General features: G+C 45.4%; 19 protein-coding genes. 15 read left to right on the top strand and 4 right to left on the bottom strand.

All coding sequences use genetic code 11. From position 1 onward, the window contains the following. The first annotated feature begins 4 nt into the window (after nt 1-4). From JJQ88_RS12360 to JJQ88_RS12340, 5 genes are read left to right on the top strand one after another with little or no spacing between them, the layout of a single operon-like run. Complete coding sequence (locus JJQ88_RS12360; RefSeq protein WP_210366208.1) at nt 5-265, top strand: EutN/CcmL family microcompartment protein; 261 nt, start codon at nt 5-7, stop codon at nt 263-265. A gap of 22 nt (nt 266-287) precedes the next feature. After that, nucleotides 288-1451 carry an extracellular solute-binding protein gene (locus JJQ88_RS12355; RefSeq protein WP_210366207.1) on the top strand — a complete coding sequence of 388 codons (1164 nt, stop codon included), beginning with the start codon at nt 288-290 and terminating at the stop codon, nt 1449-1451. A 3-nt stretch (nt 1452-1454) separates the two neighbouring features. Continuing rightward, a complete protein-coding gene (locus JJQ88_RS12350) occupies nt 1455-2786 on the top strand; it encodes a CoA-disulfide reductase (protein WP_210366206.1) in 1332 nt (443 codons plus the stop codon). A 13-nt stretch (nt 2787-2799) separates the two neighbouring features. Further along, entirely contained in the window at nt 2800-3633 is an 834-nt protein-coding gene (locus JJQ88_RS12345; protein WP_210366205.1) for a CoA transferase subunit A, read from the top strand. Further along, nucleotides 3630-4352, top strand: a complete 723-nt coding sequence (locus JJQ88_RS12340) for a CoA-transferase subunit beta (protein ID WP_210366204.1) — start codon at nt 3630-3632, stop codon at nt 4350-4352. The genes JJQ88_RS12345 and JJQ88_RS12340 overlap by 4 nt, the downstream gene beginning before the upstream one ends. A gap of 305 nt (nt 4353-4657) precedes the next feature. Here the strand turns inward: JJQ88_RS12340 and JJQ88_RS12335 are convergent, their stop codons facing one another. Next, nucleotides 4658-5869, bottom strand: coding sequence for a M14 family zinc carboxypeptidase (locus tag JJQ88_RS12335; RefSeq protein WP_210366203.1), 1212 nt, complete (start codon nt 5867-5869; stop codon nt 4658-4660). A 296-nt stretch (nt 5870-6165) separates the two neighbouring features. On the opposite strand from JJQ88_RS12335, the gene JJQ88_RS12330 reads away from it, so the two are divergent. Together JJQ88_RS12330 and JJQ88_RS12325 are read left to right on the top strand one after the other, a co-directional pair. Beyond that, entirely contained in the window at nt 6166-6855 is a 690-nt protein-coding gene (locus JJQ88_RS12330; RefSeq protein ID WP_210366202.1) for a SurA N-terminal domain-containing protein, read from the top strand. A 345-nt stretch (nt 6856-7200) separates the two neighbouring features. Next, nucleotides 7201-7602, top strand: a complete 402-nt coding sequence (locus tag JJQ88_RS12325; RefSeq protein ID WP_210366201.1) for a DUF3139 domain-containing protein — start codon at nt 7201-7203, stop codon at nt 7600-7602. A gap of 292 nt (nt 7603-7894) precedes the next feature. Here the strand turns inward: JJQ88_RS12325 and JJQ88_RS21890 are convergent, their stop codons facing one another. From JJQ88_RS21890 to JJQ88_RS12310, 3 genes are all read right to left on the bottom strand, one after another. Further along, nucleotides 7895-8176 (bottom strand): transposase, encoded by a 282-nt coding sequence (locus tag JJQ88_RS21890; RefSeq protein ID WP_481748302.1) that lies wholly within the window; start codon nt 8174-8176, stop codon nt 7895-7897. A 41-nt stretch (nt 8177-8217) separates the two neighbouring features. Next, nucleotides 8218-8403 carry a hypothetical protein gene (locus JJQ88_RS12315; RefSeq protein ID WP_210366199.1) on the bottom strand — a complete coding sequence of 62 codons (186 nt, stop codon included), beginning with the start codon at nt 8401-8403 and terminating at the stop codon, nt 8218-8220. A gap of 85 nt (nt 8404-8488) precedes the next feature. Continuing rightward, nucleotides 8489-8875, bottom strand: coding sequence for a hypothetical protein (locus JJQ88_RS12310; protein WP_210366198.1), 387 nt, complete (start codon nt 8873-8875; stop codon nt 8489-8491). Nucleotides 8876-9168: 293 nt separating this feature from the next. Between JJQ88_RS12310 and JJQ88_RS12305 the strand changes: the two genes are divergently transcribed. The 8 genes from JJQ88_RS12305 to JJQ88_RS12270 all read left to right on the top strand — a co-directional run bounded on the left by JJQ88_RS12305 (nt 9169) and on the right by JJQ88_RS12270 (nt 15838). Next, a complete protein-coding gene (locus JJQ88_RS12305; protein WP_210366197.1) occupies nt 9169-10461 on the top strand; it encodes a helix-turn-helix transcriptional regulator in 1293 nt (430 codons plus the stop codon). Nucleotides 10462-10770: 309 nt separating this feature from the next. Next, nucleotides 10771-11223 (top strand): chemotaxis protein CheW, encoded by a 453-nt coding sequence (locus JJQ88_RS12300; protein ID WP_349237130.1) that lies wholly within the window; start codon nt 10771-10773, stop codon nt 11221-11223. Nucleotides 11224-11466: 243 nt separating this feature from the next. Further along, nucleotides 11467-12036 carry a helix-turn-helix domain-containing protein gene (locus tag JJQ88_RS12295; RefSeq protein WP_210366195.1) on the top strand — a complete coding sequence of 190 codons (570 nt, stop codon included), beginning with the start codon at nt 11467-11469 and terminating at the stop codon, nt 12034-12036. 110 nt (nt 12037-12146) lie between these two features. Continuing rightward, nucleotides 12147-12575, top strand: a complete 429-nt coding sequence (locus JJQ88_RS12290) for a type IV pilus modification PilV family protein (RefSeq protein ID WP_210366194.1) — start codon at nt 12147-12149, stop codon at nt 12573-12575. 13 nt (nt 12576-12588) lie between these two features. Then, nucleotides 12589-13023: a PulJ/GspJ family protein gene (locus tag JJQ88_RS12285; RefSeq protein ID WP_210366193.1), complete on the top strand. Its 435-nt coding sequence runs from the start codon at nt 12589-12591 to the stop codon at nt 13021-13023. Further along, on the top strand, nt 13023-14252 hold the full coding sequence (locus JJQ88_RS12280) for a type IV pilus modification PilV family protein (protein WP_210366192.1): 1230 nt from the start codon (nt 13023-13025) through the stop codon (nt 14250-14252). Before JJQ88_RS12285 ends, JJQ88_RS12280 begins: the two co-directional genes overlap by 1 nt. A 320-nt stretch (nt 14253-14572) precedes the next feature. Next, complete coding sequence (locus JJQ88_RS12275) at nt 14573-15478, top strand: DUF2935 domain-containing protein (protein WP_210366191.1); 906 nt, start codon at nt 14573-14575, stop codon at nt 15476-15478. Nucleotides 15479-15496: 18 nt separating this feature from the next. Beyond that, a complete protein-coding gene (locus JJQ88_RS12270) occupies nt 15497-15838 on the top strand; it encodes a YmaF family protein (protein WP_210366190.1) in 342 nt (113 codons plus the stop codon). The last annotated feature ends 77 nt before the right edge of the window (nt 15839-15915 follow it).

Genomic DNA, 15915 nt, shown 5'->3' with positions numbered 1-15915 from the left:
GATGATGATGATTGGCAGGGTTGTCAGCAGTGTAGTGTCATCAAGGAAATACCAGGAATTGCAAGGGTTCAAGCTTCTCGTCATCCAGCCTTATTTCGGCGGCAAGGAAGACTGCCTTGTCGCAGCGGACGAAATTGGCGCTGGAGAAGGGGAACTAGTCCTTGTGACCAGAGGCAGTGCCGTTGAGCACGGTCTGAGCAGGAAAGCACCAGTAGATGCTGTGGTAGTTGGGATCCTCGATCACGATCCGATTTTAAAAGATTAGGTTGACGGGTGGTGCAGATTAAATGTTTCCAATATTAAGGGTTCTGGCGGTCGCTGATCCCGCTGTCTATGCCTATACCGATCAGCGTTACAGGATTATTGGCACATTCAATGAAGTGAAGAATACAATGGTAGATTTCAAGATTGTTCCATGGGCGGAATACTATCCAAGGATGATCGAGGCGCTCGAAGGGAAGGCGGACTTTGATATCGTGATGGCTGCCGGCCATCTCTGGCCGAAGGACTTCGCAACCAAAGGCTATATTGATGAAGTGGCCTTTCCCGATACTCCGTCCTACAATCGCATGGATATCCTCCAACCCATCCGGGAGGAACTGACTCTCGACGGAAAACCTTACTTGTACCCGTCCTTTTGTGATGGCCACGTCTTGCTCTACCGGAAGTCCGCAGCTGAAAAAGCATTTGGCGGCCCGCTCCCAGAAGTGGTCGATCCGGATACTGTCATTTCCCTTGCTTCCAGGCTCCATGGCGAGGATGGAATGGCAGGCATCAGCATGAAGGCGCATGAAAGCGAAATTTTCCTTGATTTCCTCCCTTATTTGAGAAGCGAAGGAATCGATGCCTTCGATGAGCATACCCACGAACCTTGCTTTTACCAGGAAAAAGGGATCAAGGCACTCGAAAAGTACCTGTCCCTAAAGGACCTCGCGCCAAGGCATGTCCATATGTATGGAAATGATGAGGTGAGGGAAAGCTTTCAGAAAAAGCAAGCGGCACTGGCGATCACCTGGGGCGGCCAGCTTGGTTTTGTCATGGATGATCGCTGCCTTGAAAAAGAGGATGTCGGCTTCGCTGCGATCAGCACTGCATGGAACGTGACCTGGGGTTTTGCCATCAATAAGAAATCGGCCAATAAACAATTGGCGAACGAATTCCTCGGTTATCTTTCTTCCCCGCCAATCGACAGGATTGTCGGGAGCTATTCAGGCGCGCCGGTCAGGGAGTCGTCTTATGAGGAAAATCGCGAGGACCATCCCTGGTATCCTGTGCTGCATCATTCAATCAGGGAATACGCCAGGCCATTACCGAAGATGGAGGATGCAGGTGAAAGGCTAGCGCCGTTATATACTCATATCCATAAGGCGTTTACGGGGGATTTGGCACCTGGTGATGCGCTGAAAGCAGCTGAGGATGAAATCCTAAAAATAAATTCCAGGGAGAAATAGTCTATGAAGCTTATCGTGATTGGCGGGGTTGCGGCAGGGATGTCGGCAGCTTCCAAATTGAGGAGGATGGACCGGGACGCACAGATTGCCGTCTATGAAAAAGGGAGCTTCCTTTCTTATGGTGCTTGCGGACTGCCATACTATGTCTCTGGTGAGAATGATGATTACACAAAAATGATCGCCCGGACGAAGGAGCAGTTCGAGTCAATGGGAATGGAGATTTTCCTTAAGCATGAAGTTGTCAAGGTCGTCCCCGAGAAGAAGCAGGTGATGGTCCGCGACCTTGAGAGCAACAGGATGTTCCTTGACGGCTACGACAAGCTGATGGTCGCCACGGGCACCTATCCTATTGTCCCGCCATTCAGCGGCAGGGAGCTTGATAATATCCATGTCCTGAAGACATTGGAGGATGGGATTGGGCTAAAGGAGATTGCCAGCCAGCCAGAGATCAGGAATGTTGTCATCGTCGGGGGAGGCTATATTGGAATCGAGGTAGCCGAAGCGATGGGACATTTGGGCAAGAACATCCGTGTCATCGAATTATCTGACCGGATCATGCGGACATTCGATAAGGAAATCACCGACCTTGCAGAAAAAGAACTGGTCAGGCAAGGCGTCCAGCTTAACCTGAACGAGAAGGTGGTAGGCTTTATTGGCACTGGCAAGGTGGAGGGTGTTCAAACCGATAAGGGGACCTATCAAGCCGACCTGGTCCTCCTGTCCTTGGGAGTCAGGCCAGCAACGGGCTTTTTGGAAGGGTCCGGGATCGCGCTTTCCGAGAATGGTGCTGTCATCATCGACAGGGAAATGCGCACCAATATCGAAGGTATCTATTCAGCGGGCGATTGCGCGCTTGTCTATAACAAGGTAATGGAAGAAAACAGCTACATTCCGCTCGGCACAAATGCCAACAAATGCGGAAGATTGGCAGGAGCGAACATTGCTGGCAGCCATTTGAAATACATCGGGACCCTTGGAAGCGCGGCCATCAAGGTATTCGACCTTGAAATGGCGAGGACAGGAATGTCCGAAGAAGATGCAAAGAACTTAAAGATCGAATATACGACCGTGTTTGTGGAAAGTGCGGACCATCCTGGCTATTATCCAAATCAAACGCCAATCTGGATCAAACTGATTTGCGAGAAGCGTACGAGAAGGATTTTGGGAGCGCAGGCTGTTGGCAACAAAGGAGTCGTTTTGCGAATCGATATTTTTGCTGTCGCCATCCATGCGAATATGTCCGCTGATGACCTCGGGATGGCTGACCTATGCTATGCGCCGCCTTTCGCCGGTGTATGGGATGCTGTCCACATCGCCTGCAATGCAGTGAAATAATGGTGGTGATTTTATGGGAAAAGTAATGAGTTTAACCGATGCGGCGGCTCTGTTAAAAGATGGGGATACGGTTGCGTTCGGCGGGAACGTCCTTCACCGTGCCCCGATGGCCTTCGTCAGGGAAATCGCAAGGCAGGGAAGGAAGGAGCTGAAAATCGTCAAAACGGCAGGTGCCCATGACATTGACCTTCTTTGTGCCATGGGCAGTGTCTCGACGGTCGATGCCGGCTTTGTCAGTTATGAAACGAAGTTCGGCCTTGCTTCCCACTACCGCAAAGCGGTCCAGGACGGTGTCGTCAAAGGGAATGAGCATGCCTGCTATACGGTCATTTGCGCGCTCCGCGGCGCCCAGATGAATGTCCCTTTCATGCCGGTAAAAGGGTTGGTCGCGGGGGAGCTGCTGGACAAGAATGATTATTTCATGGTCGTTGAGGATCCTTTCGGCGGGGAGCCTGTCACTCTTGTGAAAACGATTGTGCCTGATCTGGCTGTCATCCATGTCCAGGAATGCGACGCCAATGGCAATGCGAGGATTTACGGACCGAAATTCGAAGATGTGCTGATCAGCAGGGCAGCCAAAAAGGTGCTGATCACAACCGAACAAATCGTTCCTTCAAGCAAGATGAAATTGAATGCAGAATATGTGGACATTCCCGGGTTTTTGGTCAGCGCTGTCGTACATGCGCCGAAGGGTGCCAGTCCGACTTCCTGCCACAGGAAATACGATATCGATGAAAAAGCCCTTGTGTCTTTCTTGGGCTTGAAAAACAGGGAAGAAATAAAAAAATATCTATCAAACTATGTATCTCGCGATCACTCAGGAGAAAGGACGGCGATCAGATCATGACCCAAATGTATCGCCCAGTCGACATCATGACATGTGCCATTTCCAATATGCTTGGGGATGGAGAGACTGTGTTCCATGGAGTATCCTCCCACCTGCCTATGGTCGCGATGAGCATGGCCAGGCAGATGCACGCCCCTGGCCTCGTCCATTTGAACATTCCTGGCGGCGTGAATCCCAGCTCCATCCAAAAGGCATCCTATTCTTCGGCAGGCGCAGACCTGCTTGACAGCGGCGAGGCTTACTTCCCTCTGGAGGAAGTCTTCGACCTGTCGATGAGAGGCAGGCTGGACGTAGCTTTTTTGGGAGGAATCCAGTTTGATATCAATGGGAATGTCAACGCTTCGGTCATTGGCGAGTACCACCGCCCAAAGCTTCGCCTTCCAGGCGGAGCCGGGAGTGCAGTGCTGATCCCGACCGCGAAAAAAGCGATTATCTGGAGGACTAAACACGACATCCGGACATTTGTCGAAAAAGTAGACTTTGTCACCACCCGAGGGAACCTGTGGAAAATCGTCACCCCGCTCTGCGTGTTTGAATTCAAGGGCGGGAAACTCCAGCTTGATACCATCCACCCAACCTCAACGCTGCAGGAAGTGCAAGAGAACACCGGGTTCAAGCTGATTTATGACCAAATCAGATACACCCCGGCACCGACAAAAGAAGAACTCCAGATGCTAAGAAGAATCGACCCTCATGACTATCGTTCCATCGAAATGTAGGCAGGGGGTGATCACTCCTCCTGAAGAATGATTTGATGGGCGCAGCGCTGTTCCCGGTCATGCATTCTGGGTGCTTTTTAATTCGATCCGATAAAAAAGGAAATCCCCCGGCCAATCCGAGGGATTTTAATTATGCATTGTCATCTCAGCCTGGCGCCACGATAATCAGCCGATCTGCAGGCAGTATGCCATATGCCAGTCCAATGCATGGCTATGGACCAAGCGTATCCTCTTCACAAAAAATCAAAAGGCAGCCCCGGATTAAAGGAGAGTGGACCGGTCCACTCTCCTTTTCAATCAATGATTCAAATGCCAGGCTGATAGGCTGTCTCAGGGATTTTTTCATAGTCGTCAGGGTTGAGTCCGTAGACACTTCCATCCGCTACACCATTGATGATTCCGTACAGGCCGGTTTCGACTGCTTTGACAAGCTGGCCTTTTTTCTTTTGGCCAAGGGTGTGGGATTGGCCCCTCACTTCAAATAATACCGTTCCGCTTCCATTCAGGGCAAAGCTGCCGAGGGCAGTACCCGGAAGGTCGAGGTTCCGCTGGTAAAGGGTGATGTTGTTGAATGGCGAGCTGGCTCCAATAGATTGGAGGGCATTGTAAGCTGCCAAGTTCAGCTGTTTTGAAAACTCCCCTTCATAGTTCCCTGCGTAAGCAGAATACTTGGCGCCTTCTGGTGTGCGGGGATCCGGGACGAATTCACCAGATAGCGACATGGTCACAAGATCGTCCGTTCCTTCCACGTAGTATTGTCCCTGATGGTGCAAGTCGATGAACACATCCACCTTCCCGAACTCGTCCTTCAATGACTTGTACACATCCCGGACAGTCTGCGCTTCCGGTGTGATGTACCATCCCGGTTCACTGGACTTGCCAGGCATATCCTCTGCTTTTGGCACATAATCCAAATCCGGGTTGAAGTCACGGTTGACATCGAAACCAGGCTTGCCGAAATAGTCCCGATCCTGGAGGATACGATCCGTATAGTAATTCCAGGTTGGACCGGAGAGCGAAGCGAGCTGAGGGAAATCCTCGACGACTTCGGCCCATGACAGATCGTTTCCGCGCCGATCCAGCTCGGAAGCGTCAGGATTCATTTTAGGCAAGGCAACGAGGGTGATTTCACTGCGGATTTTCTTCGCTTCAGGCGAGTCGCTGGAACCCAGGTATTGAAGAATGTTCAGGATAGCCTCCGTCCCTGTTTTTTCATTGCCATGGATTTCACTTTCGATCAGGACCACTTTGTCCCCGGTACCTACCCTCGCCTGGTAGATCTCCCTTCCTCTGTTCGATTGCCCCACAGTTTCGAGGGCAACCCTTCCCTGGCTGTTCCGGGCGATTTCCTGGAGACGATTGGCCATTTCCGCATGATTCGTAAAGCCTTTCACAGAGTAAACTTGTTGGTCATTGGTCAGATTCCCATTAGGGGAATTGGATGCCAGCGAAGGGGAAGCCAGGCCGGCACATAGTGCAAGTACACTTAATCCAGTCATAACCTTTTTCTTGTTCATATACTCGATCACTCCTTGGCATAGTTCATTACAAGATAAATATTAGAATATTCAGAAATAAAAGTATACTATTTACTTCGCAAAACGAAATAAACAGGAAAAACGTCCTGGCATACAACCCGACGCACGGGGACGGTTCTCCTGCTTCATCGCTGAATGGTGGGAAGAATTACTTACAAATATTAAATCCGCTATAAAAATATTAAAATCGTATAACGATTCATTTACAGTTCGTTTTGCAGGCGGAAAATATGTTAGTATGACGGACATGTTTAATGAAAGGGGACTGATCAGGAATGAAAAGAATCTTTACAAGCATCCTTGCTTTGAGCATAGCTGTTCTTGTGCTGGCCGCATGCGGCAGCGGAAGCCCGGAAGGAAAGGCGGATAAAAAGAAGAAAGAGGATTTGGTCGCGACCGTCAATGGAGAGGAAATCTCGAAAAAAGAGTATAAGAAAGAACTTGATGCCGCAAAGTCGACCTATGAACAACAGGGAATGCCTCCTGACAAAATGGACAGCAAAATGAAAAAAAAGTTGGAAAAGTCGGTTCTGGATCAAATGATCAATGCTGAACTGCTTCTGCAAACAGCGGAGAATGACGGCATAGCGGTTGAGCAAAAAGAAGTGGATGCGGAACTGGAAAAAATCAAATCCGGATTCAAAAACGATAAGCAATTCGATGACGCGCTGAAAAAGAATAAACTGACCGAAAAAGAGCTGAAAACCCAGCTGGAACAGCAAATGATGGTCATGAAATACATGGATAGCAAGATTGGCAAGATCGAGGTTTCCGATCAGGAGGTCCAATCGATTTATGAACAATATAAAAAGCAGACCGAAAGCCAGAAGCAAACGCCGGAACCATTCGAAAAGGTAAAGCCGCAGCTGGAGCAGCAGGTGATTGCCCAAAAGAAAGAAGAAAAAGCCAGCAAGCTGATCGAGGAAATCCGTAAAGCGAATGAAGAAAAAGTCAAGATTCTCTGATTTTATTAAAAACCATCCCAACTTGGAAAATAACCCGTTCGGTTGATAGGGAGAAAAACGGAAATAACCAGGCTTTTAGAGGTGGAATTAGCACGCTAATTCGCACCTCTTTTTTTCGTTAATAGTTCAATGATTTCGGTCATTTTACATGGATTTATCTTGTTAATTAGTACCACTTTGAGCATACAAATTCGCGAGCGTCCAATCATTTATGTACACTTGTTAAAAGATGTGTTAATTGGGTTATTATTTTGTGTTCAAAAATATAATAACTCGATTTTTATGGTAAAGTAGAATTATTTCTTATGTTATAATTAGTGTAATATTACACTAAGGGTGATTCTTGTGAAGAAAAAGGTGATTATTGGGATTACTGCAATTGTCCTTTTTTTAGTCTGTTTTATTGTTTGGTATGTGAATTTTCCTGGTTACAAGAATATCGCAGAAGATAGAATTGATACATATATGGAAGCTCAGAAAGTAGATTTGGAGCAAGGATACAAAAAAAGGTCATCAAGGGACTTTAAAACAGGAAGATGGATGATTGTTTATAAATTTGCTGAGGAACCAAATCTGATATATGAATACGAGTACGATAGAAATACGAACAGTGTTTTGCTTATCGTATTTGAATCACCCACTATGAATGGTGGGAGTTCAATTGAAAAAGGTATGCATTATCCAAGTCTAGAAGATGGCTGGTCTAAATTCGATTCTAATGGGAATTTGATTTTAAATTCTGACTGATGAGTAAACTATCTAGTTCACTACTGTGTTTTCAGAAATAAGGACCTTAATTGGGTCCTTGTTCCATTTATCGGAGCTTATTTTATAAGCCGGATTGTGAATCAATGCACTTAAATTATCGGGTGCTTAAGTTTAAGAAGACTGCAAATTCAAAGCAAAAGAATCAGATATAATCGATAGCCCTGCAAAATGGGTGAATATTTCATATCTAAGTACTAAAAAACAGCACCAGTTTTTTTACATATACTGGGTGCTGTTTTTGTAATTGATATCATCTAATCCCCTTTGGGGATTACTGGAGGGTCTCCTCAAGCTTTATCATCCTCTTCACATTGACGGTAAATGCCGTCAAGAAGGCTTGAATGCGCATACCAAAGAGACCACGGTATTTGGCCATGGTTAGCCCATGCGCTCTCTTCATTTCCGAGTTCTTGTGTTCAATTCGTAAGCGGACCTTTTTTCTTTCTTTATACTCAGATGACTCGGGAAATTCCATTTGTTTTTTATGTTCTTCTGACTTAATGGAAATGGAGTAGGTCTTACTTTTGCCGCCGTTATAACAACCATCCCTCATTGGACATTCCTTACAGAGGTTGATGTCAAAGAAATAGGTCATCATTTGGTTGGTCCCGGTATTCTTTCTTCCGGTTTAGCTTTTTTAATCGTCCATTGGCCAGCGGGGCACTGAACCTGATCCTTTTCCTTATCGTACCTAAATGGGTCCTCTTCACGGCCTTCAGCAATAAGGAAGGAAAGAGGCGAGGCCGCTGCGGTTTCCTTTGAAATAATGCCGTTTTTCAACTGTTTCTTTCCTCCAAGAAGGAGGGCGCGAACCGCCCACTTGTCCAATTCACTTCCACTCAGGGTCTGGGGGATTCCCTCCCTTTTAAGCTGCTTTTTGAAAAAAAGAATGTCTGCCTTGATGGATAGGGCATCTCCCGATAAAAGGGAAAAATGCGTGCCATCCTCTTCTATGCCGTGTCATTGATTGCCTCTCTAATGACTTTCGATGAAAACCTGGCTGGATGGCTGCTCCTGGCTGCGGTTCTTGCCCTAGCGCTCCATTTGCTGGTACCGAAAATGAGGGTTTCAGCCAGCTCCTGACCAGCAGGATGCCAGCGATAACCGAATAGACCGACATCGAAAAAATGGACATCGAATCGAGGTAATAAGCGATAAGTATGAGGGCAAAGACCGTCAGCATCAAACCTCTGCCGGCAAAACGGGTCAGCCGATCGCCAAGCAGTCCAGTCCGCTTAGCCTCATCAAGCACACATGAAAACCACGCTTTTTCCTTCTCCAGGTAAGACTTGTATCTATGGTAAAAATTCAGGATTCGTCACCGTCATTTGTAAACATTAAATTTATTGCTATTTTATGTAATTTATTTAGGGATAAAGGTTCGTTTAGCTTTAATTAATTTTCTTTCAAATAAGATGGTAATTAATTTCCTATATAATAACGATATAAATAAAAAAATTCATTCAGATAAAGAGGATGACACTTCCTGTTTGTTGCTACCCTTTAGTTCAGTAAATACAAACGGATCTCTGAGGAGGTTTTTCCATGGATAAGGTGCTTGGATTAAATTACAAATTGAAAAGAATGTCTCTGGGTTTGTCGCAAGAACAGCTATGTGAACAAATTCATCTCAGATATGGATATATAGTAGTTCCGCAGCAAATTAGTGAACTCGAGAATGCAAAGAGAATACCAAGTCCTTCCGTAATCAATTATCTGAATCATACTCTTTCACTTACATGGGATGATTTATTGGAGGACTATTTGAACCATATTAATGAGCCCAGGGATTTATTGGATTTACTTGAACTGCTACTTATTGATCGAAGCAGCTTTTCCAATAAAGTAATGAGAAAATTAGTAAGAACAGTCAAAGGAAACCCAACGCCAAAAAACCTTCAAATAAATATCAGGGCTATGTTCTATTATGTAATTTGGAAATCGAAATATAAGCGCAGCAAGGTTTTGAATTTAGTAAAAAAGCTGATGAGTGAGATTCCAAAAAAATCTCAAATCAACTTATTGGAGGAATTTTACCTATATTCAAATAATCATACAAGTTTACATAAATATATATGGTTCACCCGTCCAATGTTTGACATGATGATTCCATTTAAAGTAAATCATTTTACAATATTGGAGTATTATTCATCTGCGTTATTTAAGGAAAAGAGATATCTGGACATTGTATTATTATCTGAAAAAATGCAGGAAATCCTCGCAGATTCGAATTGTCCAGAGAAAGACTATCTGTCATTCACTTATCGGTTTGCCTTGTCCTACCTCTATCTTGGTTACTTTTCTGAATCAAGAGACCGGTTAATAGAAATTCTTAACAGGATAAATGATAATAGGGAGCTGAAAAGGGACTGTCATCACGCAATCGCATTTAGTTATTTTAAAGAAAAAAAATACGTAAAAGCGAAATCTCATTGGGATGAAGCGTTGAGTCTTTGTTCCGACTATGATTCGAAAAAAATAAGGATCTTATCTTATTATTGTTATACAGAAATCCTGAGTTCCAATGGAGAAGCAGCAGAAAATCTCTATTACCAGACCCAGCTTTGTCTTGATCAATTAGCGGGGGAAACTGAAGGGAGAATCGATTTAGCCCTTCATATGAGAAATGAAGCATTGTTTAGAATCAAAAACAAAGAATATAGAAAAGCCATTGAACTCCTGGTTAGTTCTATTGAAATCCTGAAAAATACACCTTATGAAGATGAAGTGATGAATTCCTGGCTTGCGGTTCTATATGGGCTGGGCCGCAATGCCATTGATTCATCAAGCAATGTGATAAAAGAGGCGGAACTAAATTCAATCATGTCTTTAACTTGATTTAGTCGCTTTTTGTCGAATACTTCCCTTTGTTGATTAAAAAAACGGAAAACCCGAAAAATACTGATTTAAAAATCAGTAAAAAAGACTTATTCTCTAATTTAGGCATTATTGCCTAATTTTTTTGCCGAGAAAGTAGGAATTTTCATGTATTAGGGATGCTATCTTGGATATTGTGAAAGAAAAAAGATTCCAGGATACCGGTCTTTGGTAATAACTGAGGCATTTGACAATGGCGGTCGATTTAACCTGTACCTTTTGCAGGACAAATAAAAGCAGCGGACCGCATTGAAATGGAGAGAACCAGTTGTGGAGCAATCTGAAAAGAGAAGGATAATTATTGTTTTTCAATTAGGGCAAGAGCACTTTGGTTTGGATATTGGCTTGGTAAAATCGATTGAAAAAGTATCAGGAATAACTTCCGTCCCGCAAGTCAATGACATCATATTAGGAGTGATCAAACTAAGGGGCGGCAGTTTTCCCATAATAGACTTAAAGAGAAGGCTTGGGCTCGGCCATACCTCGCTGTCCGAAAATACAAAGGTATTGTTTGTTCAGATAGATGGAGCCAATATTGGCCTGGCAGTTGACACAGCAAATGATGTCATAGACTTGGGCAGTAAATCGGATGGATTCCAAATCAAACCCTTCTCCGGACCAGGAAGTGAATATATAGAGGGAATAGCAAAACTTGATACTTTTGTATGTTTGCTTAATTTGAAGAGCATTTTGGAGTTTGATGAATTGATCGATTTGAAATAGGGATGAAACATTTAAAGAAGATGGAGAGCCTGGCTTTCAAGAGAACATCAATGTATGGCTTCAAGTAATTGAAGAAGCTGGGGCCGGGAAAGCCGCGTTGATAAAGATAACAGAGGTAGGGCGTCTGGTACATGGGATATTCGCTGAATGTATATATGCTCAGCAGATAATCTGGATTAATTGGAAGAAAGAGGAATAAATATCGGCCTGACTGTTAGGGATGAAAGGAGAAATTGAGTTTCTGTGAGTAAAAATCAATTAGAATTGAAGTATCTTGAAGAAAATCTTGGTTCATTGCCATTGACTACTATCGCCAAAAAAATGGGGAGGTCTGTTAAAACACTTGAAGTCACTATGAATAGGAAATTTGGCTCCTCTAATACTAAATCCCATACAGGTATGATTACTGCTGGTGAACTGGCAAGAGCCTTAAAAGTGGATAGGAACACTGTGATGTGCTGGATAAAAAGACATGGATTAAATTCAAGGCAAAGGATTACGCACACAAAAAAAAGATTTACCTTTATCGATATTCAGGATTTTTGGGAATGGTGCTATCACCATCGTGAAAAGGTAAACTTGGCATTGCTTGAAAAAAACGTCCTGCCTCCTGAACCGGAATGGGTTGAAGCGGAAAGAATGAAGCCCAAAAAAGTGCATAGCTATAAACCATGGACCGTAAGCGAGGAGACTATACTATTGGAATATATACGGCAGGGAATGGGATTTAAAGAGATTGCTGATAAGCTTGGCAGGACCTCCTTCTCTGTGGAAAAGAAATATTGCCGATTGAAAGACAAAAATGAAAGTTAAGACATGGCTAATCCAAATTAGGATTGGCCGTTTTTTATGGAAATCACACTAGATAAATAGTCTCTAGTGCTATAATCATAGTAAAAGACGTAAGCGGGGGGAGCGGTTAAATGCTGGCAGATGAAAAAGGTGTGACGCTTGTTGAAATCCTGCTTTCCATCGTGATTCTATCATTCGTGCTTATTTCTGTGATGAATCTCTTCCCACAGGCCGGTTTGCTGATCGAGAAGAATGAAACGAAGTCGAATGGAATCCATGCGGCACGGGAGCTGCTTGCATCCTGGCAAGGCTCAATGGAGGCCAAGGTGTTCCTTGAGCATCCTTCGGAAGAAAACAGGCCAGCATCGTTTGTAAAAGAGGAAGGCGGCTATTACTTCTTCCAGACGGACATCGGTGAATACATAGGAGAGATCAGGATCAAAAAGGCTGCCGACCTGGATTCCGCGCCTGCCAAGCCGCACCTGGTCCATATAAAAGTCCTTGATCAAAAGAATGAAAAAATCAGTGAAACCCACGGCTATCTTATCGTTGATCAATAAGGAGGTTGATGGCATGTTACGGAATGGACGCGGTTTGACACTGGTAGAGGTACTGGCCAGCCTGGCTATCCTCTCTTTTGTCGGTTTATTGATCTGGCAGGTGTTTTTCCAGGGCCTTGACTATTCGGCAAGGGCTGTTTCGAAGAATCAGATGCAGCAGGAAGCGAATATTTTTTCCGCGAAATTGACGCGAATCCATCAAACCTCAACCGTATATGAGGTTTCGGCATCCCCTTGCAAGGTAAAGGTCGATTTCACGAAACAAGGTGTAACGGGCGAGGAAGAATTCAGCCATCCAGGCATGTGCTTTGAGGTTGACTTTACTGGGGACATTGACCCGAACCTTGAGGATCTTCCTTTGACCCTGACGATTTACGATAAAAACAATCCAGAAAACCGGATTGTCATCGATACTTTTCTATATAGGCTGAAGGCGGAGGGGAACTGATGGACGCTGGGAAAAACGAACAAGGATATGCACTGCTGACGGTCCTGGTCATGTTTGTCATTTTCATGTCGCTCGGAATGACAATCTTCGCGCATTCCTATAACAGCACAAAGCAAAATAACAGCATTGAGGATGACAGCCAAGCCGTTGCGCTTGCCGAAATGGGAATATCCTATTTCCAGGCTGCCGTCAACAACGCCTATATTTCAAATCAGCCAGCCGTCTATGATCAAGTCATGGCGATCATGCTTGCCGACTTTGAAAAAAAGAAGGGCAGGCCGGAGGGATTTTACACAGATCAAGCCATTGCCTTGATGGCCGATTCCTTGCAAACGGACCTTGATGGAGTGGAACAGGCCGTTACAATGGAAGATCAGCCAGATGCCTCTTTTTCGATAAAGAACCTTGTGATCGAGCAACATTCCAAAGGCATCCGGATTGTCTATGACAGCGAAGGGAAGGAAGGAGAACAAGAAGCGGAACTGGGGGCGAAATTGGACATCCCAATATCAGGAGTGGATCCAACTGGCCATCCAGGCCCGGGTTCCGGTGAGGGCGGTCCGCCTTATGTGCTCCCGGATTTCAGCGTGATCCCATATCCGGAAGGTGTATCAGCCTATTGTCAAAGTCCAAGGAGCCTGAACGTTGATTGCCAGGAAATCTTGATCAATGGATCCAGAAACTATACTGCGAATTACAATCGGCTTTCAGGAAAAACAATCTATTCCACAGGATCCCTCGTAATGGGCGGGAATGGGAATAATATGGAGAACATCGAGTTGCACACGGACGGATCCTTCTCGATCGACAAGAATATGAATAGCCTGACTGCTTCGATTTTAGAAGTGAAAGGCTCTGCCACTTTTGACGGCCATCTGGAGCTCTGGCAAGATACCGGGGCATTTGTCGGAAGCAGCCTGAAAGTCATGAAACATCTGGACTTGAATGAGTCCAGCCTGTATGTCGGCGGCAGTGCAGCCATTGGCAATCAATTGAATATCAATGAAAATTCAAAGATGTGTGTAGCCGGCAACCTCTCTGCCAAATCAATCAATTTAAAGGGGAAGTTATATATTAAAGGTACCATCCAGGGCAGGATTTCAGGCAATCCTTCCTATGTGAACGACCAGCAATTCATTGAAGCATGCGGCAGAGAAGCGGAGTCCGGACAGCCGCAACTCACCATCGATTGGGGAAAACTCATCAACAATATAGAATACACCTATTAACGAAAAAGGAGCCAGCCGCCCCGTCCTAGGGGACTGGCTCCCTTTTAATTTCGGTGGCCAGAATCTGTTTTCTTCCTGGTATCCTGGTCGGTTTCCGCAGTGGCGGCGCCCGGCCAGCAAGCCAGGCCTCCTCCTTTCGCTATTTTTAAGATGACCGTGATCCAGTAAAAAGAAGATTGCCCGTTATTTCCCCGTCTGCGCCATTCGCCTCGTTAGCACCAGCCACTCGAAGGGTTCATTTTGATTGAAAGCTATTAGCATATTCTCCTGGCCCCCTTAATACAATGAATATGAAATTTGCTATGAAGGGGGGAATACCGATGCACTATCAGCCTCCGCTGCCAGGACATGTGAGCAGGGACCAGTTCAATCAGATGCTGCAGTCACCGGAATCGTTCGCTGCGAAACCCGAGTCTCTTGATGAACAGATGTTCATTGAACGGTCACTTACGGAAAATCGGTTCTGGCTCAGGATCATGAAAGAGCATGCTTTGTTCCTGGGAGAGGGGTTCAACCGCAAGGATACGCAGTTGATCCAGCAAACAGACAGGTTTCATACTTATTTTGAACAGCAGGAGAGAAAAGCTTATCAGGCACCAAAGAATACTGAAGCAGTCAGGAAACTGAATGAGGAGAGCATCGAACTGGCCCATGGATTCAGGAACTTCAAAAGGAACCTGCTCATCCTCATCGTCAACTGCAAGGTAAGCGGCTTCAACTTTCCCTTGCTCGTCGATCATATCGCTAGGGAAGCCGAATACTTCATGAGGACGCTGAAAAAATTCAACGATGGCATCCTTGACCCTATCCAAGATGCGATCATCAGTGAAAATGTGTTCTGGCTCCGCATCATGATGGAGCATTCCCGCTTCATATCTGCCCTTCTCGATCAGTCTGAAAGAAATCTTGTCAATACAGCGAGGAAATTTGGAGATGACTTTGAAACGCTCCTGAACCAGGCAAGGGATGTAGAATCCATGCTATATCGAAAGCACCCTACATACCCAATCATCGGGAAAATGAACAAAGACAGCGAGAGCGCGGCCTCGGAACTAAGGGATTTCAAGAAAGCTGGCCTGGATCTGATCCGTTCCTGCCAAATCCGCAATGTGATCAATCCGTTGCTGGCCGACCACGTCGTCAGGGAAGCGGAACATTTCCTGTATATGATCCATGTGCTGCAAGGAAGGCTGGACAAGAAAATCATGGCTGAACAAGGCCAATAACCTTTTAGGGGTGGGAGAATGGCGAAAGTAGGGAAAGACGACTTCGTTAATGGGTTTGTCCCGCATCATACTCACGGATCGGTGGACTATACCTCTGTGGAGGCTGGACATGTGCATCAATGTTTGGATGTGACTTCTCCTCCAATCCCTACAGAGGACCATAGCAGCCACATCCACTATACAGAAGGGTATGTGGTGTTTGAGAACGGGCACACCCATCATTACAAAGCCTATTCGGGGCCAGCCATTCCGGTGGGGAATGGGATGCACGTCCACTACTATGATTTTTATACGTCAGAGGATGATGGACACAGGCATCATGTAAAAGGAGTAGATCAGCCCGCTCCGGGCAACAGATAGGATAGAAGATGAATCGCCAGCCTCCTGAAAGGGCTGGTTTTTCAGTTTCATCGCAGGCTGGCGTTTTCAGTTCTCCT

This window comes from Bacillus sp. REN3, from assembly GCF_017912555.1.
Classification (GTDB): Bacteria; Bacillota; Bacilli; order Bacillales; family Cytobacillaceae; genus Mesobacillus.
Note: the sequence above shows the minus strand (reverse complement) of the source record. Positions and strands in the feature narration are given on the sequence as shown.

Excerpts from the sequence above, each read along its gene's own strand:
- JJQ88_RS12360 (WP_210366208.1), top strand. The coding sequence starts at position 5 with ATGATGATTGGCAGGGTTGTCAGCAGTGTAGTGTCATCAAGGAAATAC.
- JJQ88_RS12355 (WP_210366207.1), top strand. The coding sequence starts at position 288 with ATGTTTCCAATATTAAGGGTTCTGGCGGTCGCTGATCCCGCTGTCTAT.
- JJQ88_RS12350 (WP_210366206.1), top strand. The coding sequence starts at position 1,455 with ATGAAGCTTATCGTGATTGGCGGGGTTGCGGCAGGGATGTCGGCAGCT.
- JJQ88_RS12345 (WP_210366205.1), top strand. The coding sequence starts at position 2,800 with ATGGGAAAAGTAATGAGTTTAACCGATGCGGCGGCTCTGTTAAAAGAT.
- JJQ88_RS12340 (WP_210366204.1), top strand. The coding sequence starts at position 3,630 with ATGACCCAAATGTATCGCCCAGTCGACATCATGACATGTGCCATTTCC.
- JJQ88_RS12335 (WP_210366203.1), bottom strand. The coding sequence starts at position 5,869 with ATGAACAAGAAAAAGGTTATGACTGGATTAAGTGTACTTGCACTATGT.
- JJQ88_RS12330 (WP_210366202.1), top strand. The coding sequence starts at position 6,166 with ATGAAAAGAATCTTTACAAGCATCCTTGCTTTGAGCATAGCTGTTCTT.
- JJQ88_RS21890 (WP_481748302.1), bottom strand. The coding sequence starts at position 8,176 with ATGAGGGATGGTTGTTATAACGGCGGCAAAAGTAAGACCTACTCCATT.
- JJQ88_RS12305 (WP_210366197.1), top strand. The coding sequence starts at position 9,169 with ATGGATAAGGTGCTTGGATTAAATTACAAATTGAAAAGAATGTCTCTG.
- JJQ88_RS12290 (WP_210366194.1), top strand. The coding sequence starts at position 12,147 with ATGCTGGCAGATGAAAAAGGTGTGACGCTTGTTGAAATCCTGCTTTCC.
- JJQ88_RS12285 (WP_210366193.1), top strand. The coding sequence starts at position 12,589 with ATGTTACGGAATGGACGCGGTTTGACACTGGTAGAGGTACTGGCCAGC.
- JJQ88_RS12280 (WP_210366192.1), top strand. The coding sequence starts at position 13,023 with ATGGACGCTGGGAAAAACGAACAAGGATATGCACTGCTGACGGTCCTG.
- JJQ88_RS12275 (WP_210366191.1), top strand. The coding sequence starts at position 14,573 with ATGCACTATCAGCCTCCGCTGCCAGGACATGTGAGCAGGGACCAGTTC.
- JJQ88_RS12270 (WP_210366190.1), top strand. The coding sequence starts at position 15,497 with ATGGCGAAAGTAGGGAAAGACGACTTCGTTAATGGGTTTGTCCCGCAT.